This window comes from Pseudomonas sp. ZL2 (assembly GCF_054788455.1).
Genome location: NZ_JBGOGX010000014.1, coordinates 113,148 through 138,303, shown reverse-complemented (window position 1 = coordinate 138,303; position 25,156 = coordinate 113,148). Strand labels below are relative to the sequence as shown.

Genomic DNA, 25,156 nt, shown 5'->3' with positions numbered 1-25,156 from the left:
TCGGCCCAGCAATCATTGGCGTGTTCAAGGTCTTCGGAAAGCTGTAAGCAGAGGCGGGCAAGCCTCAACGACATGGGGCCTCTGCCTCCAGCGGGTAAACCCGCTGGAGGCAGAGGCCCCATTGCTGTTAAGGGTTACTTCCTCTGTCCGCCGGAGTACTCCTTGTAGAACGGAGGGATGGGATGTTTGTAACTCTCCAGCCAGCGTTGCAGGCTCAGGTCGCGCTCGCTGGCCGCGGCTGTTTGCCGGATAGGCGAAGCGGCCTGACCGCGAGACTGCAGCAGTAACCAGGCTTCGGTTTCCTGCTGTTGTGGCGATGAAGGACCGGGTTCGATGGCCTGGGCGGCGAGCGGAAGAAGCAACAGTCCCAGGCAGCTGAGTATGTTCTGTTTCATCACTACCTCTGCGTTGTTGGCGGATTGACACCGGATGGCGACGGATCGAGCACCGTTGCTACCCGATCACTGGGTACTGCTACGGCCTTGGCCGAACTTTTGAGTTTTTCGGCGCGTACCTGGGCTTCGCTGACTTGCTCGGGGCTCAAGCCCATGCGACTGACCAACTCCGAGGCTTGCTTCCAGTTGCCTTGATAAATCAGCAAGGTCACCAGGTTGACGGCCGCCAACTGATCGGACTGCTTCAATTCCATGGCGGTAATGAACTCGAAACGTGCCTCTTTGAGTTTCAGTTGCTTGAGGTAGACCACGCCCAGGTCGTTGCGAATTTTCTCGTCAGTGGGGGACAGTTGCGCGGCCCGCTGCAAGTGCTTTAGCGCCTGCTCGGTGTCGGTGTGCGCGGCGGCCAACTGGCCCAGGCCGTGTTCCCCTTCGGCGGCGAGGCAAGTCCCCAGCAAACTGCGGTACAACGGCTCGGCCTCGTTTTGCCCAAGCATGCGGTAGATCTTGGCCTTGCGCAGGCGCACGGCCGCGAGGTCAGGCGGCAGGTTTTGCAGATTGGCCAAGCCTGCGTGCAACTTGCCGTCACTGATCATGTCATCGGCCATGCTCAGCGACAGCTCCTGATCCGGGCTCGGCTTGGCGCACGAGGCCGAGCCCATGCCCGACCATCGTGCGCCTCCATCGGTAGCGCAGCCGCTGAGCATCACCAGTCCCAACGCCGCAATCATTGTCTTCATGCTGTGCTCCTGCAATGTCCTGGTGCTCATTTCGACAAGCCGCTGAGCTTGTCGAAGTTACCGTCTTCGAGGAAATACATACGGAACCAGTTCGGGTCGTAATTACGCAGTTTTTCACCCGGCAATGTAGGCAGTCGGGCACCCGCCGCCAGCGGTTGTACCAGGCGCGGGGTCACGATCATCAGCAGCTCCTTTTCCTCGCGGCTGATGGTGGAGTCGCGAAAGAACGCCCCAAGAATCGGAACGTCGCCCAGGCCAGGGAACTTGCTCACCGATGAGGTGTTGGTCGAACTGATCAAGCCGCTGATCACGAAGCTCTCACCGTCAGCCAGGGAAATACTGGTGTCAGTGCGGCGCACCCTCAACCCGGGAACGATAAAGTCCTGGATCCTCACGCCGTTTTCATAGTCGAGTTCACTGACTTCCGGTGCCACCTTCAAGGCGATGCGATCGCGGCCAATGATGGTTGGCGTCAGGGTCAGGCGAATCCCGAACTCTTTGTATTCAATGGTGACCGTGTCGCTGCCACTGCTGGGTACCGGGATAGGTATCTCGCCGCCGGCCAGGAAACTCGCACTCTGACCACTCAACGCCACCAGGCTCGGACGCGCCAGGGTGTAGGCAAAGCCACTGCCTTCGAGCGCGTTGATCAAGCCAAGCACGTTGCCGCCACCGAAGCCGATATTGAAACTGCCATTATCCAGCGGGATACGGGCTGCCGTGTTGCCAAGCTGGCCGGGCGACACGGTCACCAGAGGGACGGTGCCGGGGGAGCCAAACAGGAAACTGCCGCCTTTGCCGAAGATCGACGTGCTGGCCTCTTTCAATTTGGTACGGCTGACCTCGACAAAGCGGATATCGGTCTGTACCTGGCTGGGCAGCGTTGGGTCTTCCGAGGGCGGCATCACCGTGCTCACCAGCGAACCGGCCCCTTTGCCCTGGACAAACACCATGCTCTGGCGAGGTGAGCTGGAACATGCGGTCCAGACCATCAGGCTGGTAGCGCCGGGGGCAATACCGGTCACCAGGAAGTCTTTATTGTCATTGAGGTGCACGTCGGCGATTTTCGGATCGCCGACAGCCAATCGAGTGATGGCCACATCCGAGCTCATCACCGTTTGCATGCCTTCACCGACTTCGAGGACGGCGGGTAGGGGGGCTAGTGTTGCACAGTTGCCGGGGGCTGCCAGGGCCATGCTGGCAGGTAATCCAGTGAAAACCAAAGTCCACGCAGCTCGCTTGAGTACTTGCACGTAATCATTGTTCATTCACTGCTTCCTTGTCTGGTTTAGGTCCGCTTATACGGATCGTTCACACCTATTGGTCGCCTGGCGATCCCGAGAGGGGACTGCTCTTTTGGTTTGAATAACTGTCGTTGTTATTTGACGTTAGCGCAGAAAGGTCAAAATGCTATGAATTGTAAAAAAACGATTTCCAGTAGCGCCCAGGCCACCCTAAACAGGAGGAGCAGGGGGGCTGTGGCTATCCACCAAAGCCCTTTTTATGCTCGTCACTTATAACTCAACTAAATGGTTATTTAGTTGAGTTATATTTTAAGTTTATAAGAGAGCAGGGCAGTAGCGTGCTTTCCGGCTCAGTCGTGTTCAACGGCCGCGTGGGGAAACTCCTCGCGCAAGGCCTGATTCAACCACTCGATAAACCACACGGCATCTTCCGAAAGTGGTTGTTGCGGTGTCAGTACTTGATAGGTTTCAAGTGCGACCGCCGCATCGGTACAGCGCACCAGGGAGCCGTCTGCCAGCTCATGCTTGACCAGCACATCGGTCGCCAGAGCAATCCCATGCCCACGTCGGGCCAGGTTCAAGGCAATGTCGTTGCTCATGTGCGAGGCATTGGACCTGACCTTGAGCGTTAACTTCAGCGCCGCGAACCAGCTGGTCCACCAGGTACCGTCGTCGACGTGGATCAGGTCGCAGGTTGGCAGGTCCTGCACCTGGAGGGTTTCGCGCTGCAATTTCGCCAGGTACGCCGGCGAACAGACCGGGAAAACTGCAGGTTTGATCATGGTCAGAAATACCCCGGCGTGTTCACCTGGCAAGCCATAGCCAATACCCAGGTCGGCTTGACGGGCATCCACCGAAGTGAACGAGGCGTTGGGTTCGATGGCCAGCTTCAGGCCCGGCCGCAGGCTGCGCAAAGCGTCGATATGCGGCGTCAGCCAGCGCGAAGCGAACGCCGGCACGCAGAGGATGCGCAGCCAGCGTTCCTGTTGCCGGCATGCGATTTTCGAGCCGGCATCGGCCAGTATCTTCAGTGCCTGGGTCGCTGCCTGATGCAACTCAAGCCCGGGCGCGGTGAGGGTAACCCCGCGAGGTGTGCGCTCCAGCAGCTTTACGCCAAGCCAGTCTTCAAGGTTTTTCACGTGCCGGCCGATTGCGGGCTGGGTCACGTGCAGGGCCCGGGAAGCGGCGACATAACTGCCCAGGCGAGCAGCCGCCTCGAAGGCACGAATGGCATTGAGCGGAGGAAGCCGGTCGCTTGGCATGGCATTCACTGTTGTTAGTTTTTTTAATATCGACCGGGACTTTATTGTTCTTTTCCAGTTCCGGCAAGTTGATAAGCTCGAAAGCGACTGGCGGAAATTCATTGAAAGTCGAGGAAGCGCTGATGTTACGCAGAACAATAAAAAAACAATCCACCCAGGCTTTTTCGGTGCTGGCACTGGCCATCGCCACACTGGGTTTAACTCATAGCAGCGCTAGCCTGGCAGCTGTCGCCCAAGCAGTAGACTGCGGCGTTCCGGGGCTGAAAGTCTGCCCGCAACCCTACGACGAAACGCTGCCCGATCCCCACAACATGCTGACCTGGGACCAGGCCACGCGGGTAGTGGGTTTTCGTAATACCTACCGCCTGTACGAAGGCGATGTATTCAGTAACCAAGGCGCCACACCATCGCCGTTAGCACCGGCCGGCAGCCCGATGCCAGCCATTCACTATGCAATGAACGGCAATAACTACAACATCGATAACTACATCGCCAACCAGAACGTCACCGGCCTGTTGATCCTCAAGGACGGCAAGATTGCCTACGAGTACTACGGCAAAGGCAATACCGAAAATACCCTGTGGACCTCGCGCTCAGTGGCCAAGTCAGTGGTCAGCGTGCTGGTGGGCGTGGCGATAAAGGAAGGCAAGATCAAGTCGGTGGACGACAAGATCACCCTGTATATCCCTGAACTCAAAGGCACGGCGTGGCAAGACGTAACCTTGCATCAACTGATGCAGCACACCTCAGGCGTGATCTGGGATGAAAACTACGCATTACCTGACTCCGATTTTTCCCATATGACCCAGTGTGAGGCCAAGCCTGCGCCATACGACTGCGTGCTCAACCTGGTCAAATCGGTCAAACGCAAACCCGGGGTCAAGCCGGGCGAAGTCTGGTCCTATAACACCGGCGGCGCCTGGCTGGTGGGCCGCGTGCTGGAAAACGCCACGGGCATGACCATTGCCAAGTACCTGGAAAGCCGCGTGTGGAGCCGTTACGGCATGCAGCAGGATGGCATCTGGCACGCCTTGGTCAAAGACAAGGTCGACATGGGCGGCCACGGTTTCAACGCCGCATTGCGTGACTGGGGCCGCTTTGGCCAGTTTGTGCTCAGCGGTGGTCAGCTGCCATCCGGTGAGAAAATACTGCCGGATGACTGGATTGCACGTTCGACGCACTGGACGACTGCCAAGGGTTCGGTGACACCATCGGCACCTAATGGTCAGTACGGCTATCAATGGTGGTACTCGGCGCCGGCACCGGACGCCAATGCCGAGCCGAAGAAAACCGCCACCAGCGAGCAAACGTTCTGGGCGCTGGGGATTTACGGCCAGACCATCGCAATCAATCCAGCGGAGAAACTGGTGATGGTGCAGTGGTCGACCTGGAAGAACGCAGAGACACCAAGCTCGCTGTATGACGAGCAGGCGTTGTTCGTGAATGCCGTGAGTCAAGCGCTGGGCGCCGAGCACTGAAGTCGTAGAGGCTGGAGTCGGGTGGTGGCAGGATTGAAATCTGTCCTGCCACCACCCGCGTGCTTCTATAGATGACTACGCATAATGTATATTATGTTAAACGAGGTACTATGTTTTATTTGTTCATGAGCCACGTAAGGCACTGATTCGACAAACCCGCTTTTGACGTCCACTCTCTCAACGGGCCATGTCCTTCGTGTTCATGGCGAGTCATTGAATGAGGTGGCTGCCGATGAAGCTGATTCAGTGCCGTTTCTCTTCAGGTCAGCGTGTACCGCTGCTCGTGCAGACTGGAAATGCGGCGCCATTGCCCATGCTTGTCCCGTTCATCCGATTCAGACTTTCTATGCCTATGCCCAAAGCCGCGACCTCAATATTGATGACGCCATCTTGGCCTGCCAATTCGAATCGATTTTGGCTTTACTGGACGGTTACGCCATTTGGCTCCAAAGCGGCCGTCAAGCCGACAACTTGGTCGCCCGAATCGGCAAAGCTGAAACGGCACCTTTTCCGCAGATCGATCCGCGTACTCGTGACCAGTACCTGCGATTGCTGAAGCTATACCTGTCCTGGTGTGTTACCCGATACATCCCGCGCGCTCGCCAAAATTCAACCATCCTGGCTAACATTGAGGTGATATTTGCAGATGTCGCCGACGTCATTGAACGACGCTTTGAGAGCCATATCATCAATGTTCGCCCCGACCATGCTCGTTACCGCAGCCTGACAGATACGCAACTCCAGATCATTCGCACACTGATTCGCCCGGGCGCTGCAGAGAATCCGTTTCCAGAACGATTGCAGTTGCGCAATTGGCTAATGATTGAATTGCTGTTGGAGACTGGTATACGGCGCGGTGAGCTGCTGAAGCTCTACACCACGGATATCAATCAGGGTTCACAACATGCCTATGTCAGCATCAATGACCGCGAACATGACCCAGGCGACCCGCGCGCTGAAGAGCCTGCGCTGAAAACACACGGACGGACAGTAGGTATCTCCGCACAGTTGTATGAGGTCTACGAGCACTATATCCAGGGCGAACGGCGCCCTCTGCGTGACGGCAAACCGATGAAATTGCTGTGGCAGAGGTCAGAAACGATCCTTTCATAACAGCATTACGAAGATTGAGCTCAGAGTATTTCTCCCACTTCCAAGTAGACTGTCTCATCATAAGACTTCCCGAATCCAAGGCCAACCCACTTAGCAAATCTCCCGCCAGAGTTATCAGCACAATAAAACTCATCTTGCACCTTCACAATCACCATGCCAGGATAAATAGTAAGCTCACCATTTGTTCGCAAAACCACCCTTGCCGCCAACATTTTTCCTATAAATAAGCTAGCATCTATAATGTTGTGTCGAGCTCTAAAGGAATTCATAACTTCCCCCGCCACCAACAGGCTTCCACGAGCAGAAGCCAGCTCAAGCAATTCCTTCTCCTCTAGAGTCAATCTGTAAGGCTCCCATTGTTCAGTGCCATCGCTCTCGTACATTTCATCCGCAGGAACTATATTGTGAGTGACGCGTAGGACTCTGTCCTCAAGAAATAAAGGCAAGCTTGAGATCAGAGGATTGTTTAGCTCCAAATTGACATCGTCGCCACGGTCAATTGCCACATCCAATATTCTTTCAATACGGTCAATCAAGAATTCTAGCAGCAGGAGGGCTGGATTCGCCCCGCTTGAACACAGCCACAACCAACCCGCCTCATCATGCCAAGCTCCACTGTAAGGAAAACCAGCTGTCTTAACTATGGATGAATTCTCGCTAATCACCAAGCTCGGCATGTCCAGAACACCATAACCTGCTAAGTTTTCCTTAGATTCATAAAAAGACCCTATGGCCTCTCTAAAACCTGACTGCGTCTTAAACCCGTAATACCCAATGGCGATACGCAGAGGCGCCAAATGCTCGTCGACCAGCCACTGATATACCATCCGCCTATTCAAATCCAGCACCTTCTTATCATCATATTTAGGCGGCCTTTCTCCAAACACCTTCATATACTCCAAGGCAGGGCGAAGAGTGCTGAATTTCAGACTTCCCTCCTCTTCTTGAAGCTTTAAATCCAGCCTGGATACGCGTAGCACATCTGCAAGTTGCCCATACGCATCCTCAAACTGACGAGCGTAGATAGTCTTTTTGATCTCAATCACGGCCAGCACTTGCCGAGCCGGGTAAACGTACTTATCCAGATAATTTATTTTCTGACCTTCACCTATAACAATCATGCAGTCTAGCTGCCCTGACAGCTCTTCGCCGGCTCTCATGAACCCAGAAACAACTTTCAACCCAAGACCGGACAAGTTCAGCCTTTCAAGCAGCGATTTCGTCAGCCCCTCGTACATATCGCCAATCGTAGGGCCATGCTTAACCTCATGCTGATTGAGAATCTCTTTCTCTCGATCCATGATCGCTTTTAAAGCATCCGCTATTATTTTCAGGTTCATCTACCCGCCTATTTCGTAGTTTAGAAAACTGGGAATTTAAGATTGCATACTGCGTCTGACGCCGCTAGGGCAGTGTGCCTTCGGTGTAGCGAAGATCTCAGACAGGACGGAAAGACCGGCGTATGGCCGCTGCTCTTTGATGAGGCAATGGTGGGTACTGGCCGGCCAATTGCCAGATAGCGGCAATCCTACCTCATTGGCTCACTGAGCTAAATCCAGAAGGGTCACCTCCCGAAAGCACCTGAATCAGCAATCAAGACGGTACCGCTCTCGACGCTTAGCATCCTTCAGATCCGAAAACAGCACCAAGCTACAGCCCCAAGTCGGCGGCAAGATGCTCGTCGCGCATACAGCCAGGCGCGTCTCCATCATTGACGAGGTGCGCAAGCAGTGAACCACATGCAAGCGCAGGCAGTGACGCATCTCGATGCCCGGATCGAGCACATGGAACTGTCTTGCTCGATTGAGAAGCAAGGCATGGTGCAATGCATCAATACCTTCTTCACCGATATTTTGGGCATAAAGGCGCGAAGGCGACTCTAGCCCTGGTGGCCTTCGGTAGGTTGTGATCGCTGAGTCGAGTATCCGTCCCAAGTCAGCGCCATAGCGCTCAGACGCTCGTGTCCATACAGCCGTTTCGACACTGGTGTTCAATACGCTTGTCCCGAACCACGTTTTCTAGTCCTCGAGAGAGAGCAAGGCCGCTAGGTCGTCATTTAAACTGGCTTTCGCTCATGCGATAGCCTGGAGGATTTTGATGTTTATTGAGTTTGACCTGAACCGCAACGATTTTGATGCCTTGATGCGGCATTGCCAAACGCACAGGCCGGAAACCGGGGATGCTCGTGAAGATCAACGCTTGCTCGATGCGCTTGAAGCGCTCTTGGAAGCCATGCAGGTGTCAGATCAGTCCCCTGACAGCTGAAGGCCAAGAGCTCTATCGCTGGCCACAGGGCAGCCGACCCTGAGTTTTCTGCTGGGCTTGGAGGGTCTCGAACCAGCCAGTGTGAAGCGCCGATTCGCGAGCACGAAGCGCTTAGCAGCAGTGCCGCAGGCATCCGCCCATGGCGTCCAACGTCCGGAGTTTATGGCTTGCCAGGCCCTGCCCAGATGGCCCTGTGTTCAGGGCGATTGATCGTGGGGCACTGCAGCCGTGCCCTCCGAGATCCATGGCGTGCCCTTCATGCGCAGACGTCTATGTCGGCGCCAGCTCAGGCTGGGATATCGAGGCGCGGATGGATTATGTACGCTGAGCAGATCTCAGATCTGCCCAGAAAATCATGTGTCTTCAAAATGAGCCTGCAGGGAGGCAATTTGGCCAAGCTCGACTTTATTTTCAGTGTTCATATGTGTGCCCTCAGCGAGTCCATCTCTGTCATGCGAATGCTCGCAGAGCAGGCAGAAACAAATGTGGCGCTTGCACTCAAGGAAGCCGAAGATTTGATAAAGAAGCATGAGCACGAAGAAGAAACCTACGATCAGTACGGTGAAAGCTACGTGCGGCAACGGACTTTTTACTCATGCGGCTCTTCTATCGGATATGACTCTGACGAAGTGCTATTGACGTACAAGTTCATGATCACCCAACTCACGCGCCGCTCAGCATTTCTTACGATGTTTGGGTTGTTCGAACACCGTATGAGTCAATGCCTGGTGTTTATGCTTGAACTGACTGGGTTTGAGGGGGAGCTCAAGGGTATGGGGCCAATAGAAAAGGCCCACGCTATGCTCAAAAAGGTCATTGGTGGCCAAGGCATCTCAGACCTGGATCATCTGACTGTTATCAGGAATGTAATGGCTCACAGCAACGGCACCGCTAAGGGCTACAGCGAAATAAGCACGCGCAATGGTAAAAAGAGCCCTTCGGAAAAAAGGGTCTTGTCAGCCATTCGCAAAACCGAGGGGGTGTCGGTCAACTTTTTTGACGATGTCCTGATGGACGAACGTTTTTTGGAGCATGCCGTCGGCGATTTTCAAAGGTACGTGGGAGAAATGCAGGCGGCGGTGCAGAGGTATCATGCAGCAAATGGAAGTCCATAAAGTAAAAGGCGGTGCAAGGGGGGCTGAGAGAGATGGTAGAGCCTTGGTTTTTCAGAATGATCGCCTAGTACTTCTCGAACCTGTCGAATGCCCCAGCCGAATACTTGCTGTCTGACACTGACTACCACTAGTGATGAGCGACAGCAGCGCTCGGCTACAAGCGCCGTTGAGGTGATTTCATGGGTGCCATCGATCGCAGGGCGCGCCTCCACCTCAGGCTGAGGTGTTCGTGGTCACGCCCCGATCCGACTTACGCTACGAGTGATCTGATGCGAAACGCGAGAAGCGCTACTGCTACCACACCTACACATTGAGACCAAAAAGGCTCGAGCCAGGCGTAGGCATCCTCGTCAAGCCAAACGCTGAACGCAGGCATGAGTGCGATCCAAGAGAGCCCAAGGCACACTGGCCAGCTGTAGCTGAGGCCCACGCCTAGTAGCCCTCGGCCCAGGCAGTATCCAAAGAGCCAGGCCAGACCCAGCCTCCCCAGGACAACGCCGGTCGTGGCGATGTCCAGATGTACCTGGGCAGCCAAGGTGACCACGGCACAGAAACACAAAACCACGGCCAAACAGATCAAGATCCCGGCAGACGAACTGCTGCTGTAACTTCCACGCATTGTTGTACCTCACTGATGAACGGTGATGTATCAATGCCCTTAAGCTGTTTTGATTTCAACTCAACTTGGAGCACTTTCTCCCAAGTGTCCTGAAACCGCTTGATGCCGGTGCCCTTGCGGGGCATCCGCCCTACCCTCTGCCTCTAATGCCCCCTGCCTGGCGCTGGCCGTCTGAAGGTGTTTCATGGATTGGGCACCGATTCAGTGATCGCGGCGGTCAGGCCTGCCCGTCGACATGCACTCGGTTGTAACGTTTGGCTCGGTTCAGTTGCTCCATGCATCCATCCTCAATTCACTGCCCACCTGGCTAACCTGTACGGGCTTTATGCTCGGATCGGCCCTGTCCCCGAATCAGGCCAAGAAGCCGACGAGAATTCGACTCCAGAATATGCATGGCGTCTGCAGGGGTGACGTCCCATGCCTTTCCCAGCAACTGCGCGGTCTGACCTGCACTCCACGGCATGACACTGGCGCCATCTACCTGCGCAAATGGCCCATCGCTTTCAGGGACGACCCGATCGCGCGGGAGTTTCTTGGCCAAGGCCTGCCCCGCTGCCGTGTTGAAGGCTGCTGGGCCAATGCTGAACCAGCAGTCCTGTGCTACTGCAGCCTTGAGCTCCGTGGTGGTTCCAGTGAACCAGTGCAGCACCGCAGTACCGTAGCCCGGATGATCGTGCAAAACCGCCAGCACATCCTTAACGGCCTGACGCGAATGGATGCTCAGTACTCGACCGCCGAGGGCTGCGCACTGCGCCACGACCGCAACAAACACGCTGCGCTGCACGTCGTAACTCGCCTGAAAGCGCTTGGAGCCATCCAGGCCGACCTCGCCCACTGCCTTCACCTGTCTGATCTGCTCAAGCAGCATGTCGAGCTCAGCGTGACGGGCGCCTACGATCTCCGGGTGCAGTCCGGGAGTGATCAGCACCTTGTCGCTTCCAACCAGCACTCTGCACGTCGCGGTGAACGCTCGGGGGCTGGTGGTGACAAGCCAAGTGAACTCGTTCCTCTCCTGTGCCTGCGCATAAACGTCACGGGCATTGGGGTAAAGGTCGAGGTGGCAGTGGAAATCCATCAAAGCACGCCATCTCCAGTTAACAAGGCTTCAAGTTCTTGAATACCATTCGTAAGCACTGAACGATAGCGCGCACGCTCATCTACAGGGGCAAACGCGAGCGAAGCGCCCAGGAATCTGTCGATACCCTTCGACCTTGTGGTCAAAATGGCCAATGCAACAGCCATTGGATCATCAGGGCCGCTGGACTTGTCGCTTCCCACCAGGCTTCTATAGACATAATCGGTGTTGTCATTCCCTCCCCTCCAAGCCGTGAATGCAGCGCGACGAATCATGCAGGGCACACAGCGCCCGCAGTGCCTGCGATTGTAGGTTCGGAAGCGCCCACAACTGGTCGTTTGCCAGGCTAGCTGGTGTAGACGCACCGGGTCACGGCAGTCATTCATCATCTCTCCCTTGGTCTTGAATCGGTAGGGTAATTCCAGTTGCACGTGTATGCCGACACCGTCCAGCACCTGTTGCAGCTTGCTGATGAACAAGGGGTGCGTCGTACGGGTGCTCAAGCTCGATACACGCCCGGGAACAAGCGGCGGATTCACGCAGATGAACCCGTTCTCAGGAATGAACAACGTGGGGCGAGGATCTGCCAATTGCGATGCCGCCAGTACGGCAAACGCATAGAACGCCAACGACCGGGCGCGCGTCGAAGGCTCTTTGGGGCCCTTGAAGCTGATGCCGTGGCTCCACTGATAGTGAGCCCCGTCGCCTCCCAGTAGTTGGGCGTAGTCGCGCTGGCGCTGCGAGTCCTCGTGAGCCAGTTGCGAGACAAACAGAGGGCGCCGCCCTTGTGCGACTAGGTCGAGCCCCCCGATCAAGCTGTCCAAGCCTCCCGATAGCAACGACACGCAGTCCTGAGGCTTGGGAACGAAGTTCCCTTCAGGTGGTGGCATGCCGGCCCCAGTGAAGATCAGCGTCCAGTAATCCCCGGTCAGTACTTTGAGCAACTGTTCCAGCTCGGCTTTGTAGGGTTCCCATCGTAGTGGTTCATGAAGGCCGACACTGAGCTCAATCGTGCGCGTCCAGCCATCTGCGCTGGTCTTGCGCATGCCGCACAGATCAGTTGCACACACCGCTAGGCAGAACTGAACGAAATCCCAGGTCGCTGGACTAGGTCGGAAACCCTTGCGCTTGAGGGAACCATGCCAGCCCTTGGCAATGGTGCCAACGCCTTCACGCCGGGCGGACTTGAAGTACGAAAAGGCACGTTCACCCGGTTGGAGGTCTACGGGTATCTGGTCTGCGCGGGCACAAATTACCTTGATCATTCTGCAAAGACCTCCAGGGCGCTCTGGAGAACGGTTTGCGCCAGCGTCTGGCAATCCAATTGCTGTCCCGCTAGTCCTTCCATGATCCGTTCTACCTCACCATGCACCCATTCCTGAACATCGTTCCGAAGCTCTTGCACCTGAACCGGCGAATACTTCAGTTTTTCGTACGTCTGGCCCAACTGCTCATCGAGCCGGTTGCAGACGGCGTTACCGATCGTGAAGCCGATGACCGAGTTGATTTGCTCATCGGTCAGGGTGAAGACGTCGACATCTGGATCTTTCTGGTACAACAGGGCCATCGCGTCCGACCCAGCGTTGCGCAGCGACTCATCATCGATGCTCCCGGAGTCAGGCATGACTTCCTTGATGAGCTCAAGCACCAAGTCTTCAGCCGAGAGATTCTGCCCGCGTACCCGCTGCAGCCAGTCAATGGCTTGCTGGGTACTGCCATCCCGAACCGCGCCGAGGAACTCGCCCAAGCGGCCAGCCCCCTGTGCGACCCCGCGCATTGTCCGCGCCGCTCGAGCCGAACCGCCCATCCCCTTGTTGATCATGCTGCTGGCGGCGCCACGGAGTGCATCCCTACCGCCACCAGAGAGGTACTTGCCAAGCTTGGCCCGAGCCGGCATGAACCGGCGATCGGGAGCTACATCGCATTCCTGGCCAGTCTCGGCATTACCGTCTTGTCCGTCAGGCGTACCGTCGGTGCCATCGGCATCGGTTGCACCGTCACCAGTGCCTGCTCCCGCTGCGCCGCCCTCCCCTTGATCCAGCCATTCTGGATCGAAGGGTGAGCCTGCTTTACCACCACTGCTCGAGGTTGAGGTGCCCATCAGCTAGCTTTCCTTAGCGCCAGTTCAATTGCTTTCTTGGTGTTGCTCGCGATATCCGAGTTGTCCTTCCAGGACTTGAGAACATCTGTTGCCCAAGGTTGGTTGGCAAGCGGCGGAATAATCCCCGGCCCCACCAACATCGCTGGCGCTTGGGCGAGTAAAACAGCGGCGCGCTTACCCAAGGATGGATGCACCTTGCAGGGTTCAATCAGCATCACTGTCTCGGTCTTGCCTTTCCAGGTGCGAGAGGTGGCGGTGCCCTGCCACGCCTTGACCATTGCGAGCTCAGCCTGGTTGGAATCCAAGGCACGGATGGCCTTGGTCAGAGGATCGTTACCGCCCGAGGCTTTTTTCAGCATGTCCCGAAGCTGTCGCGAGGCAGGTGTCATGCTGTCATCGCCGAAGTCTCGGGTTGCTGAGTCGCGACTTAGATGAAGCAATGGGCGCAAGTCCCTGTCTCCCAACGCCGGGGCTAACTGCAGCCACTCCCTGACAAAAAACTCATCCGGGAAGTTTTCGGGCAGTTCTCCGTCGCCGGCAGCAAGTGATTCAGCTTCCAGGAGAATGGCGACCTCGCCGTCATTGTCCGAAGTCACCAGGGAGGACAGCGTTTTGGCAAGATCTTCATTGCAGCGCTCAAGCAGGTGCCACTTGGCCAACGCGGGGACATCCAACGTGATCCCCTGGGGTGCTGCCAGTGACTGACGCAGGAATACCGTGTTCAGAAAGCGTTTCATCAGTCGAGGATTGGCGCTGATGGCGGTGGAATTGAACATCAGCGGCGCCAGCCCTTCGGCAAGCTGCATAAGTTCCTGCAGCTTGAGATCACCATCGACGAGCTCAAACAAGAACTCGGTGGTGATCGTCTCCCCCTGCCAGCTTTGACTCAGCCTTTTGGGGATGAGCTGTTTGGCATCCTCAAACTTGGCGTGTGCAAACGTGCCTGCCCTGGCCTCGCGCTCAAGTAGGAGCAACACCAGGTAGGCTTTGGCTTCGTTCACGCCCAGACGAGGGACGTGCAGGGGTACCTGAATGAGCTTGTCAAAGTAGTTGGTCGCGATATCGTCATTGATATCGGTTCCCTCGAAGTGTTTCTTGACTGCCCCGCGAATGAAGTCGTTGTCGGCAGCGATCACGAATGCCGTACGCTTGAGGAACAGCAAAAGCCGGATCGACTCCAGGGTCGAGATGGCCGTTTCAGGCAGGCATCTGTCCAGGTCGTCGACGAACACCACCAAGGTCACTCCAAGCTCACCGAGCAGTTGCTCCAGCGAATCGCGAAACGCCTGAATCTCGTTCGGAAGAGACATGGGATTGGCCGGATTCAAGATGCCGAGTGATTTGAGACCAAAGTAATCTGCAGCTCCTTCGTCATCGCCACTCTTGGCGTCAGCATCTTTCGCCCCAGCTGCCTCGTCATCTCCAGCATCCCCTGTTGCGGATTTGAACAAGCCCATGGCCTTCACAACCGCCTTACCCACTGAGCCTATGGGCAACCCGGTTTTGATCGTCAGCGCGGCCTCAGAGCTGACCTGTACCAGCTTGAGCAAATTGATCCTGCGCATCAGGTCGACAGCTTTGCTCCAAAGGGTCTGATCACCTTTGGCTAGCTTGAGTACTTCATCGCCGACGATTTGCAGCAAGGCGCTGCGAGCGCTCTCAAAATCTTGGTAAAGCCAAGGGTTGAACGTGATAACAACGTAGCGGGTGTTCTGAGGGGTATCGGCAGCTCCCGCTTGGCCAGCAGTAGTGTGAGTTGGGCCAGCGTCAGGGAGGTCGGCCAAGCGTGAGGCAATCATCTTGACTAGCGAGGATTTGCCAGCCCCCCAACCGCCTGAAACGCCAATCGAGATGGGCTCGCCCGCACTCTGTTTCAAAAGACTCGCGCACGCATCTGCGACCACCCCAAAATTCAGGTAGTCCGTCGTGGTTTCGTTATCGTGCCACATGAGCTAAATCCATTTTTCCGAGGCGATCGAACCGTCGACTACGCGGATCCATCGCGATGAGAGGCAAGTCTGGGATTGTAGGCAAGGCGATAGCCATATGCCAGCTCCCTGAAGCGTCCAGCAAGGTCTTGCAACGGAAAAGCAAAATCAGCACGCCTCGCCACCGGGTGGATGTGGGCAATGGAGAGAGGTTGCTCAACCCGGTAGGGCCGAGCAACCCTGAAACGTACTTCCTGCTTCAACGTAACGCTAGCGCCAGCCCTATCCGCCCATGAACCTAGGCGGAGCCGATCATTCGCCGGTGCATTTGAATTCAATGATCCCATCGAGGTCGTCGACAAACAGAGCTACCTGTACAGTCGGAGCATCGTGTGGCCTGACCCCTTCGAATTTCTCATCGATGACTTTTTTGACCTGGCGGGTAGCGTGGTTCCTACGCTCCTGAGGTGTGCCGCCCTCTACGGAAAGCTCACCAGTGAACGCCGTTTCTACATTTTCGAGCTTTCTCCAATCTCGCACCTTTGCGATGGCGATTCTGTCTCGCACTGTGTTAGCTGCTCGTTCATCCAGCTCGTGACTTGAACGCGCTATGACCGAGTATGTAAATAGGAATTTCTTTTTCATTAGGAATCCAATTTTCGGAAGTGTTTAGCGTCAGTCAGGGGGTAGAAACTGCTCCCACGGCCGACGGTTCAGGCGTGCGATAGCGTGTAGATGGCTTATCGCCACCCAAGCATAAAACCAGAAAACGGGGCCCTCACCAAACGCCGAAATGTAAAAGATTGAGATGCCCACTCAGCCGGATTCCACGAGATGAAAGCGGCATCTTTTCGAGTGCTCGTGCGAGCGATTGCGCCTCAACCTGAAGGGTTTTGGATAGCTTTGCCGAGTGGTAAATATCTACTCAGGCTGGCGTGATGAGCAGGCGACTTCAGTTAAGAGGGCCTTTAGCCCTCTCGCCTCGATAAGCCTGCGACTAATGGGGAGACAACAAGAGCAAGGCAGGCAGGACGACCTTGCGTGAGATCAACACTATGCCAGGCTGACCGAAGAACAAAGACAAGACCATTTGAGAGTCCAGGGCCCCTTCGGTATGGGCCTGATGCATGCAGGACGCGACCACCCTCATCGTATCTTGCAGCGCCTGCCAGGCCTCGGGTGTCAAGCCATTGTCCTGACTCTCATCCTCCGCCGCCATGGTGTTAAGGGCACGCCGTATTTGATTTTTTCGCTAGGGTTCAGTGAACGACTGTGCCCTGTTGGTACACGATATATCTGACCTGGGGCATAGATGCCAAACATCACGATCGAATACACCGCGAACATTGCTGAAGCCGTTGAGGCGAATCAGCTTGCCTCCAAGCTCCATCTGGCGGCCCATGAACTGGGGTGTTTCCCCAGCAACGGGATCCGCACCTTTGCTCGATCGCACGACCAATACCTTGTTGGTCACTGCCGGGGTTCAGAAGCATTCATCCAGATCCAGGTACACATTGCGCCAGGGCGCTCGCGCGAACTGCTCAGTCAGATCATGAATACCCTGTTCAAGGCCGCCGTGAATGCGATGGCTGAACAGACGGTGAAACGAGAGCTGGGCATCCAACTCGAGGTTACTGAGTTCTCGTCGGCGTTGACGCGCAGCCACAATACGATTTCAACAGACTGAGGCGGCAGTTTTTGCTACTGGCGCCCCCCATAGGTTAATGGAGCTGCGGCTAAAGACCTGATTCCAATCAGCTCCGAGCCGCCTGCTCCGCTCTTCACAGGCCGAACGCTTTACCTCCGACCTTGGCGACCCATTCCTCCAGACCATCGGCATTGCTGGTCTGGCGTGCGAACGAATCCATACGGATCCCTGCAGTATCCGTCGGGCCGGACATGGGTATGAGTAAGTTGACGCCTATGTAGGTAAACCGACCCGTTCCATGCAGTAATGCTGATCGTGAGGCACTTATTAGGAAACCGTCACATCGCCCACCGCTGGAATACTTCTCAAGAGTTGGGCGATGCCGCTTCACAAATTCGCTGGCATAGCTCTGTAACATCTCCCGAAGGTAGTCTTGATCTTGTGCGTGCATGATCCTCCCGGGGGGAATCACAAGGTCATCGATGTTGAGCGCAACCATACCGGGCATCTTAGCCGAATCAATCTGACTGATGCCTTTCTTCACGCACTTCTCAACACTGTTTTCGGAGTAGACCTTCTTGCACGCGATACCGTACTCGCCGAAGCCGAAGTCTGTAACAATATCAGGCTCAGCCAGGCAAGACTTCATTGCCCCCATCTTCAGGATGGAAAGACAGTGCAGTTCCCATAGGGCATCTTTTCCTTGAGAGTATTTACCAGAGGACGTTTCCATCTCGCCTCTTGCGATTCGATCTAACAATATTCTGATGCCGTCTTCGTCTGCTAGCCCAATGAGAATGCCCGCCATGGCGATCACGTACTCAAGATCGGCTGCGCGCTGCGGCACGCCGGAGCTTTTTCTCATTTCTCGCTCAGATCTGGATAGCAACTGATCGAGTGAACTGCCTTTTCTCACGTCAATTGAGTGTCGCCGGAATACGTACCGCGCCTTCTCGATGGACGCTAGGACATCCTCTGGAGTCCTGAGGATGCCAGGCGGCGTGTAGTCCAATCTTGTGAACTTTTTCTTGAAAACAGCTGGCAAGTGAATTTTTTGCCCATCCCTCAACTTGAATCCCACCGCATCCCCCCAATCACGGCAATGGCGCCGATCAATCTGCAATAGCTTATTGCCACTTATCGTACAGCTTATCAGATACTTTGCTATTTAAAAATCACGAAAAGCTTAGCTTTCAACGCTAGATATCAAGGCAAGTTAACTGCAATCGAATAGCGCTTGCGAAGCTAATTTTTCTGTAATGCGGGCTCCTCAAGAGCATCCCGGCGCCAACAAACCGACGCAAGTAAATGATTCAACGAAAAAACCTCAATTTCATTCCCAGAAGAGCAGAAAAGGATATAATCGCTCTCGTCATGCAAGGCCAGATGGACGTAGAATCTGCTGTAGCACCATTACCCCCCATCTATTCTATTTGGTGACTTAGAATAAATGGATTTTCTCAGGCGGTTAGGCATTTTTATGCAACCTCATTGCTTTTTCAAGGAAGGTGTTTTTTGAAAGTATTTTTCCATGCAGGAGAGAGTTGGAATATAACTCCACCCGTAGTTAAAACTGAAAAAACCGTACTATCACTTGGCTACAATAACTGGGATGACTATACGGTACGCACTACGCTGAACGCAGCCTTCTATTACGACGGCAAGCTCGTTTACGAGTTCAACCTCAAGCTGCTCATCGAGAACGACACCAACTCGCCAGCGAAGCTCAATAAGCTGCGTAAGACCGGCTGGGATGGCTACTTCCCCGTTCCAGATACAAACTACGTATCTGTCCCCAGTAACATTGAATTCTATGACGCGCTCATCACAAAGCTAGGAGCTCAAGATGCTCAGAAGGTTCTGATTCTTATTCGGGACGCAGGTTATCTTGTAAACATAACTCAGGACGAGGCTGCAAAAAAACTAACCGAACTGGAAAACTTTTCTACCTCACCGCTGCGAGAAGCCGGTGCGAGAAAGTCTTTCCAGGATGGGTGGAAGGCATTCTCTGGAAATTCCCAGTCCATAAAAGATTTCACGTTGAATCTGCCAGGTCGCGGTGAGGATGCTGTAACTGCGGTAAGGTTCAGGTTCAATTCCGACACCCTCCCCTACGACATCAACGTTCTGATCGGGCCAAATGGGGTCGGAAAATCTCACACGCTTAAAAACCTTGTCGCATACTGGTTGGGCATGGATGCCGGCTCTCAAACGCAGCTTAACAGATCCAAACACCAGCCGTTTGATGTCCACCCCAACATTTCTCGATTGATCTTGATGTCTTACAGTCCTTTCGAAGACTTTGTACTAGACCTGGCTGACTCCAAGCTCAAGGATAAAGCTGCGTATAGGTACTTCGGTTTCAGGAGGGGCAGGATGTCCGCCCAAGGAACGCGCCAGAGTTCCATCAGCCGTAACCAACCCGCAAGCGATTCGGTTGAGTCAATGTTCAAGGCTTTAGCGGACGATGAAGCTTTTGGCTTCCTCAGTACTTGGACATCCAAGTTTTCAACCATCCTTGATGTACTACAACCAGCGCTTAACTTTGAGAAGCTGGCAGTAGAGATTAATCCTAAGGCTGAGTTCCCTCTTTTCCTCAAGCCTCTTGTGATCGTGGGTAACGATGGCAAGCAGTACATCCCGCTGACGCCGGTCACGCACCCAAGACTGCTCAAGCTTAAAGATGATCTTTTTAATGTCGTCAACAGCAAGGCTGGGGTTGTCTTCCTCAATGATAAGGAGAAGTTAGACCTAAGTTCCGGCCAACGCCTCTTCGTGTACATGGTCATAAATATTGTTGGCCAAATCAAGGCGGAAAGCTTGATCATCGTAGACGAGCCGGAACTCTTCTTACACCCGACATTCGAGGTTGAGTTCATAGCCCTTCTCAAGAAGGTGCTTGCCGCATTCAATTCAAAAGCGATTCTGGCGACCCACTCACTCGCCATCGCACGTGAGATCCCAGCGAACTGCATGCACGTATATCGCCAAGGTCAGTATGGGCTTGAAATCGATCATCCACCATTCGAGACTTTTGGCGGGAACATGCAAAGGATTTCGTCCTATGTATTCGGGGACAACAAAGTGACCAAGCCATTCGCGCAGTGGATCGAGGGAGCTATTGAAGAAGCCGGTAGCCCGAAGGACTTGTTAGCTAAGCTCAAAGACGAAATCAATGCGGAAATGACCATCAAAATCCTCAATGCGAGCGTATCTGATGGTCGCTAAGATCCCAAAACCAGAAGAAGACAGCATTAACATATTAAATTTAGTACTAAGCGAAAGAGCCAGGCACAAGAAATTTTACGGCCGGATCACACCAGACCTGACTGCTCGTTACCAACAGTATGACGATCAGAAAGGATGTCCATCCGGCATGCCACCGTTGGTGTTAAGGGATTATGTTGATACAGACGGAGAGGCAGTCAAACGCAAGACATCGTTGATAGGGCTATACAATCCTGGCGAAGGTAAATACCCTTACAATGAACTGGAGAAGCTCAGGAAGAAGAACAAGCTTCTGGCATGCCCAGTATGTGGTGAGCTTGGAAGGCCAAGGACACTAGACCATTGCTTACCCAAAACAACTTATCCAGAGTTTGCAGCAAACCTGTTTAACCTCGTACCTGCATGCGACTGGTGCCAGGGGGAGAAACTGGTCGACTACCAAAACGCCGCTGGCACGAGGAGTTTCTTGCATCCGTACTATGACGAGGTCAACCGACCGCTGTACTCGATAAAACTGGAAGCGCCTTACCTGACCCCTGTGATTTCTTTCGAAGTCCTGGACGACTTGCCCCTGGATCTTCAACAGCTGGTGGCATCGCATCTGAATGGAATAGGTTTTTGGGAGCGTTTCAAGGAATACTTCGAAAGCAGCTATCTGAACATTATTCGGATGGCGAGTGAAACCCGATCCGGCGGCAAAACGACGGTCGCCACAGCCATCGAAAACGCTTACTCAATAGAAGTCGGAAAAGGGATTAACAGCTGGGACGCGGTCGTGTACCGCTCTTTGCTGGCGGATCCCGCCGTGATGGATTTCCTTCAAGACGGTGAGCTTACTGAATACCCTTAAGCTTTCGACCGCTACCCTAGACGATCGGGCGGCGTGCGCCATATCAATAATGGCGCATGCTCGCACGACGTCACTCGCAACCCATGTAGTGCCGACCTAGTTTGGCAGCAGCGTCAAGCAGTGCAGTTCTTCGGCAGCTTCGTTCAGATGGGTGCGTCCGTTGGTCTGCTGGTCGCTACCGGCGTCGTCGCTTTGGTAAAACAGTTCACCACGCCCGAGTAATTCCTTTCCTATGGTTGGCGTATTCCGTTCTTGCTGAGCCTATTTGTCGTTTTTGGTGGCTACCTGATCCGCAGAGGTGTTTCTGAGACGCCAGAATTCCTTGAACGCGTGACAGAGGCACCCGCCAAAGCCAAGCAAGCCATACCGCTGGTGCAGGCTCTCAAAAAGCATTCCAGCGCATTCCTGAAAATCATTGGCATGCGCTTCGCTGAACTAGTGGGGTTCTACATCGTGACAGTGTTCGTCCTGAACTATGGAAGCCAGCACGGCATCCCTAGGGCGAGCTTGTTAGGCGCAACCATGGTTGTCGGCGTGGTCGCGATCTTCTTGATTCCGCTCGCAGGTGCAATTTCTGACCGCATAGGTCGACGTCCGGTCTATTTGTTCGGCGCCGCCATAGGCATCATCGGGGCGTTTCCGTTGTTCTGGGCAATTGAGAGCCAGAGTATCGTATTGATCACGTTGGCCTTCGTCTTGATCGCTAACTTCTCTCATGACCCGATCGTAGCTGTGCAGCGGGGCGGGCCTGGCTTACCAGCTGCAAGCGCGATCGCTGGAGGTATCACACCTCTACTCGCGGCGTTCTTGGTCGTACTCAACGACGGTGGATACAACTACGTTGCGCTTTATCTTGCTGGCGCCTGTGCGCTTTCGATGGCAGTGGGTGCCTTCTTCTCAGGAAAACCCGCTGAGAGCATTGTTGCGCACCCCGTGGACAAGCCTATCCAGGCGCACGGTTAGCCTGCCTTGGGCTGCCTGCAGCCCCTTATCGATTGATTGCCGGCCAATTGCTACCTCTCGCCTGGCACCGGCCACCTCAGAGCATATTATTCCTCTGGAAATTGAGCCCTGGCTCCAACTCCTTGGGCTCAAGCTGCAGCCCGACAGCACCAGCGTCAAAGCACGGCTTCACCGCCTCTTCGGCAGCGGTGAATAGAAGGCGAGCGATTTCCTGGCGAACCTCGAACGTTCGCCCAGGAAGAATCTTCACACTGCTCCCGCTAAGTACTGGAGGGACGCGCTACCACGCAAGTTGCCTTTGCTTGCACCAAACAGTCACAGTGGTAACCATATGTTTCCCCTGCTTGAATGCCAGCAAAAAGCCACCAAGTCTATTGGGTCGGTTGCGGCGAACTCCTTTGCTGCGCGACATGGTGCGCGAAACGCGGCTGGGCGCCGGCGACCTGATTTATCCCGTCTTTTGGACTAGATGGCTGGTTGAGTCCCGATGTGTGACTCAACCCCGTGCATCAAAACGTCACTCGATATCGATGACGACCTTACCCACGGCCTTACCAGAACCCTGCAAAACCTGTGCAGCTTGGGCTTGCGCTAGCCCAAAACGGTGAGGGTCCATCAGCGGTTTGAGCTTGCCTTCTTCTGCGAGCCGCGTCGCATGACGCAGGAGTTGACCGTGATGTGCACGCCCTTCCCCGCTGAGCATTGGCAAAAGGACGAATATGCCTGACAGAGTCACGCAGCGCAGTGAGCCAGGGGCCAGATTGTGGGCGGCGAAAGCAAAACAACTGGCGACATGGCCATAGGGTTTGGCAGCAACAAGGGAGTCGTCCAGGCTCTGCCCGCCAACGGTGTCATAAACGATGTCGAACCCTTTGCCTTCAGTGAAATCCGCAACGTATTCGTCGACAGTTTTGGCGTTGTAATCAATAGGCGTAGCTCCAAAAGATGCCACGATTTCTTGCTTGCCGGCGGACGCTGTCGCGTACACGTCAGCGCCGTGTGCTGCCGCAATCTGGATTGCTACATGGCCGACTCCGCCAGCGCCACCTTGCACCAACACACGCTGGCCGGCTTGGACACCGGCTCGATCTACCATGCCTTCCCAGGCGGTCAAAAATACCAGCGGAATTGCCGCGGCTTCGCGCATGGTGAGATTCTTCGGTTTCAATGCCAGAAGTGCTGTGTCGACCGCAGCATATTCGGCCAGCGAGCCCTGCAGCCCCCTAACGCCTCCGGTTAGCCCGTAAACCTCATCCCCCACGTTGAAGGCCGTCACCTCAGGCCCAATCTCTACCACTACGCCTGCAAGGTCGGTACCAAGAATCGCGGGCAGCTCCGGCATGGCATACGGTGCAAGTCCCTGACGAATCATATTGTCGATTGGGTTAACACCGCTGGCTACAATCCGGACGAGTACCTCGCCCGCCCGTGGAGAGGGGCGTTCTACAGTTTTCTCCACCAATGTCCCGGTAGCGTAGTCGTCTAGCACCAAGGCTCGCATCGTGTACTGGCTGCTCATTCTGGTCTCCGTTGAGGTTGTTTACAGTGTGCAATCTAGGGATTAGGGTGAGCTTGAGCCTTTAGGTATCATCTGTCGATTAGGCACTTTTTTGAAACGTAGGCACCCAATGGTAACCATGACTAAAACAACTGTTCGCGATCCAGGAAATCCCCTGGTGGTCTGTGAGCAATGCCCTCCTCGCAGAATTCACCTTCTCTTGGCCCCCAAATGGTCGTCCATGGTGATTTATGTGCTGAGTTTCGGTTCGCTGCGAACAGGCCAGCTTCAGCGTTCGATGCCGGGAATTTCAAAGAAAATGCTTACCCAGACGCTGCGCGAGCTGGAGAGTGATGGTTTGATCGAGCGCAAGGTGCACCAGGTGGTGCCACCCATGGTCGAGTATTCACTAACTGAGGTGGGGCAGAGATTTGTAGAGCCGCTGATGGCGCTCTATGAGTGGGCGGAAGAAAACGCGGAGCTTCTGGATGAGATTGAGACAAATCGGGCGACTGCGGGTATCACCCGCAACTGATTAGTGATACCCCTACTCACTCATGAATTTAGCATTATTTGTCCATAATCTCGCTACCGATACAACCTCGAGCTTAACTCAGAGAAATTATTTGACACACTGCGCACCTACCATTTTACCCCTGAAGTAATCAATAAATACTCGTAGCTTTGCAGGCATGTGCTTTGCCTGAGGATAATAAAGATAAAAGGGGTCTGTTATTGGAGACCACTCCTCCAGAAGCGACACCACACTACCGGAAAACAGCTCTTCCCTCGCAAAATCCTTAAACACATAAGCGATCCCTATACCAGCAACTGCCGCATTAAGCGCTGCCCTCATCTCATCAAAAATCAACTGGCCTGCGACATCTATAGTGAGCGCCCTTCCTTCATCTTGAAACACCCATTCATAGAGTTTCCCATTTATATTCATTCGCTGCCTTATGCAGTTATGACTGAGCAACTCTTGAGGTGTTTTAGGCGCCCCGCACCGGGCAATGTAGTCAGGAGAAGCTACGAGAACGCGCTGCTGGTAGCCACTGATCTGAATTGCAACCATATCGCTCTGCAGTGTATGTCCAAGTCGAACCCCGGCATCAAACCCCTCACCCACCATATCCACAAGGCTATTGTTAATCGAAAACTGAATGGCCAACTGCGGGTACAGTCTGCTGAAATTATATAACTCGTGCTCGATCAGCGTTGCAAATGCAACATGCGAGGCGTTGATCCTAAGCTCCCCCTGCGGGTTGTGGGCTGATGACCGAACCTGTTCTAGCGATGCTCCGACATCCTGAAAAGCAGGAGCAACAACCGACAATAACTCTGCACCCGCATCCGACAGAGCGACACTTCGTGTTGTCCGATTTAATAGCCTTACGCCCAACTCTCTCTCAAGTAGTTTTATCGTTTTGGAAACTGCAGTGGGTGTCACCCCTAGCTCCTCAGCAGCCCGAGCGAAATTGAGCGCGCGTGCAACCACGAGAAAAGTGGCCAAGCCAGACAATACAGTCGCACTCAACCCGGGATTTTCGTTAAACATCGAATCAGCCATTATGAACCAGAGGTTCATAAGGTATATGTAATTATGATCTTTTTGTCAATTTCAGGAGTCGTTA

General features: G+C 54.5%; 23 protein-coding genes and 1 pseudogene. 10 read left to right on the top strand and 14 right to left on the bottom strand.

All coding sequences use genetic code 11. The features are described from left to right. Nucleotides 1-134: 134 nt before the first annotated feature. From ABM562_RS12830 to ABM562_RS12815, 4 genes are all read right to left on the bottom strand, one after another. Nucleotides 135-395, bottom strand: coding sequence for a DUF3613 domain-containing protein (locus ABM562_RS12830; RefSeq protein ID WP_115086639.1), 261 nt, complete (start codon nt 393-395; stop codon nt 135-137). 2 nt (nt 396-397) lie between these two features. Further along, nucleotides 398-1,135, bottom strand: coding sequence for a tetratricopeptide repeat protein (locus tag ABM562_RS12825; RefSeq protein WP_115086638.1), 738 nt, complete (start codon nt 1,133-1,135; stop codon nt 398-400). Between the two features lie 26 nt (nt 1,136-1,161). Then, on the bottom strand, nt 1,162-2,403 hold the full coding sequence (locus ABM562_RS12820; RefSeq protein ID WP_115086637.1) for a type II and III secretion system protein family protein: 1,242 nt from the start codon (nt 2,401-2,403) through the stop codon (nt 1,162-1,164). A 326-nt stretch (nt 2,404-2,729) separates the two neighbouring features. After that, nucleotides 2,730-3,641: a LysR substrate-binding domain-containing protein gene (locus ABM562_RS12815; RefSeq protein ID WP_233674352.1), complete on the bottom strand. Its 912-nt coding sequence runs from the start codon at nt 3,639-3,641 to the stop codon at nt 2,730-2,732. Between the two features lie 122 nt (nt 3,642-3,763). On the opposite strand from ABM562_RS12815, the gene ABM562_RS12810 reads away from it, so the two are divergent. Together ABM562_RS12810 and ABM562_RS12805 are read left to right on the top strand one after the other, a co-directional pair. Next, nucleotides 3,764-5,119: a serine hydrolase domain-containing protein gene (locus ABM562_RS12810; RefSeq protein WP_460422232.1), complete on the top strand. Its 1,356-nt coding sequence runs from the start codon at nt 3,764-3,766 to the stop codon at nt 5,117-5,119. Nucleotides 5,120-5,332: 213 nt separating this feature from the next. After that, on the top strand, nt 5,333-6,232 hold the full coding sequence (locus ABM562_RS12805) for a site-specific integrase (RefSeq protein WP_460422231.1): 900 nt from the start codon (nt 5,333-5,335) through the stop codon (nt 6,230-6,232). Between the two features lie 20 nt (nt 6,233-6,252). On the opposite strand, the gene ABM562_RS12800 is transcribed toward ABM562_RS12805, so the two are convergent. Then, the gene (locus tag ABM562_RS12800) at nt 6,253-7,572 is read right to left on the bottom strand and encodes a DUF6602 domain-containing protein (protein ID WP_460422229.1); all 1,320 of its coding nucleotides are present in this window, start codon (nt 7,570-7,572) and stop codon (nt 6,253-6,255) included. Between the two features lie 390 nt (nt 7,573-7,962). Here ABM562_RS12800 and ABM562_RS12795 point away from each other — a divergent pair, with 390 nt between their 5' ends. From ABM562_RS12795 to ABM562_RS12785, 3 genes are all read left to right on the top strand, one after another. Continuing rightward, nucleotides 7,963-8,115, top strand: coding sequence for a hypothetical protein (locus ABM562_RS12795; RefSeq protein WP_460422227.1), 153 nt, complete (start codon nt 7,963-7,965; stop codon nt 8,113-8,115). A gap of 214 nt (nt 8,116-8,329) precedes the next feature. After that, nucleotides 8,330-8,497, top strand: a complete 168-nt coding sequence (locus ABM562_RS12790) for a hypothetical protein (protein WP_460422225.1) — start codon at nt 8,330-8,332, stop codon at nt 8,495-8,497. 368 nt (nt 8,498-8,865) lie between these two features. Beyond that, nucleotides 8,866-9,612 carry a hypothetical protein gene (locus ABM562_RS12785; protein ID WP_460422223.1) on the top strand — a complete coding sequence of 249 codons (747 nt, stop codon included), beginning with the start codon at nt 8,866-8,868 and terminating at the stop codon, nt 9,610-9,612. Between the two features lie 926 nt (nt 9,613-10,538). Here the strand turns inward: ABM562_RS12785 and qatD are convergent. The 5 genes from qatD to ABM562_RS12760 all read right to left on the bottom strand — a co-directional run bounded on the left by qatD (nt 10,539) and on the right by ABM562_RS12760 (nt 15,980). Beyond that, nucleotides 10,539-11,306, bottom strand: coding sequence for a Qat anti-phage system TatD family nuclease QatD (gene qatD / locus ABM562_RS12780; RefSeq protein WP_460422221.1), 768 nt, complete (start codon nt 11,304-11,306; stop codon nt 10,539-10,541). Next, nucleotides 11,306-12,571, bottom strand: coding sequence for a Qat anti-phage system QueC-like protein QatC (qatC, locus tag ABM562_RS12775; RefSeq protein ID WP_460422219.1), 1,266 nt, complete (start codon nt 12,569-12,571; stop codon nt 11,306-11,308). The genes qatD and qatC overlap by 1 nt, the downstream gene beginning before the upstream one ends. Beyond that, entirely contained in the window at nt 12,568-13,407 is an 840-nt protein-coding gene (gene qatB / locus ABM562_RS12770) for a Qat anti-phage system associated protein QatB (RefSeq protein WP_460422217.1), read from the bottom strand. The genes qatC and qatB overlap by 4 nt, the downstream gene beginning before the upstream one ends. Then, nucleotides 13,407-15,356 (bottom strand): KAP family P-loop NTPase fold protein, encoded by a 1,950-nt coding sequence (locus ABM562_RS12765; RefSeq protein WP_460422215.1) that lies wholly within the window; start codon nt 15,354-15,356, stop codon nt 13,407-13,409. Before ABM562_RS12765 ends, qatB begins: the two co-directional genes overlap by 1 nt. Before the next feature lie 291 nt (nt 15,357-15,647). After that, nucleotides 15,648-15,980 (bottom strand): hypothetical protein, encoded by a 333-nt coding sequence (locus ABM562_RS12760; protein WP_460422213.1) that lies wholly within the window; start codon nt 15,978-15,980, stop codon nt 15,648-15,650. A gap of 667 nt (nt 15,981-16,647) precedes the next feature. Between ABM562_RS12760 and ABM562_RS12755 the strand changes: the two genes are divergently transcribed. After that, the gene (locus ABM562_RS12755) at nt 16,648-17,022 is read left to right on the top strand and encodes a tautomerase family protein (RefSeq protein WP_460422212.1); all 375 of its coding nucleotides are present in this window, start codon (nt 16,648-16,650) and stop codon (nt 17,020-17,022) included. A 94-nt stretch (nt 17,023-17,116) separates the two neighbouring features. Here the strand turns inward: ABM562_RS12755 and ABM562_RS12750 are convergent, their stop codons facing one another. Beyond that, nucleotides 17,117-17,848, bottom strand: a complete 732-nt coding sequence (locus ABM562_RS12750; RefSeq protein ID WP_460422210.1) for a hypothetical protein — start codon at nt 17,846-17,848, stop codon at nt 17,117-17,119. Nucleotides 17,849-18,498: 650 nt separating this feature from the next. On the opposite strand from ABM562_RS12750, the gene ABM562_RS12745 reads away from it, so the two are divergent. The 3 genes and pseudogenes from ABM562_RS12745 to ABM562_RS12735 form a co-directional block, all read left to right on the top strand. Beyond that, nucleotides 18,499-20,211 (top strand): AAA family ATPase, encoded by a 1,713-nt coding sequence (locus tag ABM562_RS12745; protein ID WP_460422208.1) that lies wholly within the window; start codon nt 18,499-18,501, stop codon nt 20,209-20,211. Beyond that, nucleotides 20,201-21,061 (top strand): hypothetical protein, encoded by an 861-nt coding sequence (locus ABM562_RS12740; protein WP_460422207.1) that lies wholly within the window; start codon nt 20,201-20,203, stop codon nt 21,059-21,061. The genes ABM562_RS12745 and ABM562_RS12740 overlap by 11 nt, the downstream gene beginning before the upstream one ends. A gap of 240 nt (nt 21,062-21,301) precedes the next feature. Next, nucleotides 21,302-22,024 (top strand): annotated as a pseudogene (locus ABM562_RS12735) (MFS transporter); the annotation flags it as partial. Nucleotides 22,025-22,100: 76 nt separating this feature from the next. Here the strand turns inward: ABM562_RS12735 and ABM562_RS12730 are convergent. Continuing rightward, nucleotides 22,101-22,274: a hypothetical protein gene (locus ABM562_RS12730; protein ID WP_460422205.1), complete on the bottom strand. Its 174-nt coding sequence runs from the start codon at nt 22,272-22,274 to the stop codon at nt 22,101-22,103. Nucleotides 22,275-22,541: 267 nt separating this feature from the next. Then, nucleotides 22,542-23,543: a zinc-dependent alcohol dehydrogenase family protein gene (locus ABM562_RS12725; RefSeq protein ID WP_460422203.1), complete on the bottom strand. Its 1,002-nt coding sequence runs from the start codon at nt 23,541-23,543 to the stop codon at nt 22,542-22,544. A gap of 118 nt (nt 23,544-23,661) precedes the next feature. Here ABM562_RS12725 and ABM562_RS12720 point away from each other — a divergent pair, with 118 nt between their 5' ends. Further along, on the top strand, nt 23,662-24,057 hold the full coding sequence (locus tag ABM562_RS12720; protein ID WP_134062716.1) for a winged helix-turn-helix transcriptional regulator: 396 nt from the start codon (nt 23,662-23,664) through the stop codon (nt 24,055-24,057). Nucleotides 24,058-24,144: 87 nt separating this feature from the next. On the opposite strand, the gene ABM562_RS12715 is transcribed toward ABM562_RS12720, so the two are convergent. Then, nucleotides 24,145-25,110, bottom strand: a complete 966-nt coding sequence (locus ABM562_RS12715) for a LysR family transcriptional regulator (RefSeq protein ID WP_460422201.1) — start codon at nt 25,108-25,110, stop codon at nt 24,145-24,147. Nucleotides 25,111-25,156 lie beyond the last annotated feature (46 nt).

Excerpts from the sequence above, each read along its gene's own strand:
- ABM562_RS12830 (WP_115086639.1), bottom strand. The coding sequence starts at position 395 with ATGAAACAGAACATACTCAGCTGCCTGGGACTGTTGCTTCTTCCGCTC.
- ABM562_RS12825 (WP_115086638.1), bottom strand. The coding sequence starts at position 1,135 with ATGAAGACAATGATTGCGGCGTTGGGACTGGTGATGCTCAGCGGCTGC.
- ABM562_RS12820 (WP_115086637.1), bottom strand. The coding sequence starts at position 2,403 with ATGAACAATGATTACGTGCAAGTACTCAAGCGAGCTGCGTGGACTTTG.
- ABM562_RS12815 (WP_233674352.1), bottom strand. The coding sequence starts at position 3,641 with ATGCCAAGCGACCGGCTTCCTCCGCTCAATGCCATTCGTGCCTTCGAG.
- ABM562_RS12810 (WP_460422232.1), top strand. The coding sequence starts at position 3,764 with ATGTTACGCAGAACAATAAAAAAACAATCCACCCAGGCTTTTTCGGTG.
- ABM562_RS12800 (WP_460422229.1), bottom strand. The coding sequence starts at position 7,572 with ATGAACCTGAAAATAATAGCGGATGCTTTAAAAGCGATCATGGATCGA.
- ABM562_RS12790 (WP_460422225.1), top strand. The coding sequence starts at position 8,330 with ATGTTTATTGAGTTTGACCTGAACCGCAACGATTTTGATGCCTTGATG.
- ABM562_RS12785 (WP_460422223.1), top strand. The coding sequence starts at position 8,866 with ATGAGCCTGCAGGGAGGCAATTTGGCCAAGCTCGACTTTATTTTCAGT.
- qatD (WP_460422221.1), bottom strand. The coding sequence starts at position 11,306 with ATGGATTTCCACTGCCACCTCGACCTTTACCCCAATGCCCGTGACGTT.
- qatC (WP_460422219.1), bottom strand. The coding sequence starts at position 12,571 with ATGATCAAGGTAATTTGTGCCCGCGCAGACCAGATACCCGTAGACCTC.
- qatB (WP_460422217.1), bottom strand. The coding sequence starts at position 13,407 with ATGGGCACCTCAACCTCGAGCAGTGGTGGTAAAGCAGGCTCACCCTTC.
- ABM562_RS12765 (WP_460422215.1), bottom strand. The coding sequence starts at position 15,356 with ATGTGGCACGATAACGAAACCACGACGGACTACCTGAATTTTGGGGTG.
- ABM562_RS12760 (WP_460422213.1), bottom strand. The coding sequence starts at position 15,980 with ATGAAAAAGAAATTCCTATTTACATACTCGGTCATAGCGCGTTCAAGT.
- ABM562_RS12755 (WP_460422212.1), top strand. The coding sequence starts at position 16,648 with ATGCCAAACATCACGATCGAATACACCGCGAACATTGCTGAAGCCGTT.
- ABM562_RS12750 (WP_460422210.1), bottom strand. The coding sequence starts at position 17,848 with ATGAGAAAAAGCTCCGGCGTGCCGCAGCGCGCAGCCGATCTTGAGTAC.
- ABM562_RS12740 (WP_460422207.1), top strand. The coding sequence starts at position 20,201 with ATGGTCGCTAAGATCCCAAAACCAGAAGAAGACAGCATTAACATATTA.
- ABM562_RS12725 (WP_460422203.1), bottom strand. The coding sequence starts at position 23,543 with ATGAGCAGCCAGTACACGATGCGAGCCTTGGTGCTAGACGACTACGCT.
- ABM562_RS12720 (WP_134062716.1), top strand. The coding sequence starts at position 23,662 with ATGACTAAAACAACTGTTCGCGATCCAGGAAATCCCCTGGTGGTCTGT.
- ABM562_RS12715 (WP_460422201.1), bottom strand. The coding sequence starts at position 25,110 with ATGAACCTCTGGTTCATAATGGCTGATTCGATGTTTAACGAAAATCCC.